1 protein-coding gene is annotated in these 1,017 nt (G+C 64.4%); it reads left to right on the forward strand.

Annotated elements, in window-relative coordinates:
* On the forward strand, positions 1 to 894 hold an 894-nt coding region (gene hisD, locus EN893_RS35470), incomplete at its 5' end, for a histidinol dehydrogenase (protein ID WP_128362239.1).
* Positions 895 to 1,017 lie beyond the last annotated feature (123 nt).

The following is a 1,017-nucleotide window of genomic DNA, read 5'->3' on the forward strand; positions in this document are numbered from 1 at the left end:
GCGCACATGAGAGTGGTGACGGCAAGGGTCGCCGGCGTGAAGAAGATCATCGCCTGCGCGCCGCCGTTCCAAGGCGGGCCGCATCCGGCCATCGTCGCCGCCATGCACATGGGTGGCGCCGACGAGATCTACGTTTTGGGCGGCATCCAGGCCGTTGGCGCCATGGCGCTCGGAACCGAGACCATCGGGCGCGTCGACATGCTTGTCGGTCCGGGCAACGCCTTCGTCGCCGAGGCCAAGCGCCAGCTCTACGGGCGCATCGGGATCGATCTGTTCGCCGGTCCGACCGAAACGCTGGTGATCGCCGACGACAGCGTCGACGGCGAGATCTGCGCGACCGACCTGCTCGGCCAGGCCGAACATGGCCCGACAAGCCCGGCGGTGCTTCTGACCAATTCGCCGAAGCTGGCGCGCGACACCATGGCGGAGATCGAGCGGCAGCTGAAAATCCTGCCGACGGCCGAGATCGCCGCCAAGGCGTGGGCTGACTACGGCGAGGTGATCGTATGCGATTCCTACGAGGAAATGGTTGTGGAAGCCGACCGTATCGCCTCCGAGCACGTGCAGGTGATGACGCGCGATCCCGACTACTTCCTCGGCAACATGCGCAACTACGGCGCGCTGTTTTTGGGGCCGCGCACGAATGTCGCCTATGGCGACAAGGTCATCGGCACCAACCATACGCTGCCGACCAAGAAGGCGGCCCGCTACACTGGCGGTTTGTGGGTTGGCAAGTTCATCAAGACCTGCACCTATCAGCGCGTCCTGACCGACGAAGCGAGCGCCATGATCGGCGAGTACTGTTCGCGCCTGTGTGCCCTGGAGGGTTTCTACGGACATGCCGAGCAGGCCAACATCCGGGTCCGCCGCTACGGAGGTCGCAACGAGGCCTAAGGCAGCGCAACGGAGTTTTCATGTCGGTCATCGCCCGCAACAAGAACAGCAAACCCCGCCTGACCGTGAAGGATCTGGCGCGCGACCTCGGCATGTCTGTTTCGACCGTCTCCAGGGCTTTTC

Source organism: Mesorhizobium sp. M7A.F.Ca.CA.004.04.2.1, assembly GCF_004022825.1.
Lineage (GTDB): Bacteria > Pseudomonadota > Alphaproteobacteria > Rhizobiales > Rhizobiaceae > Mesorhizobium.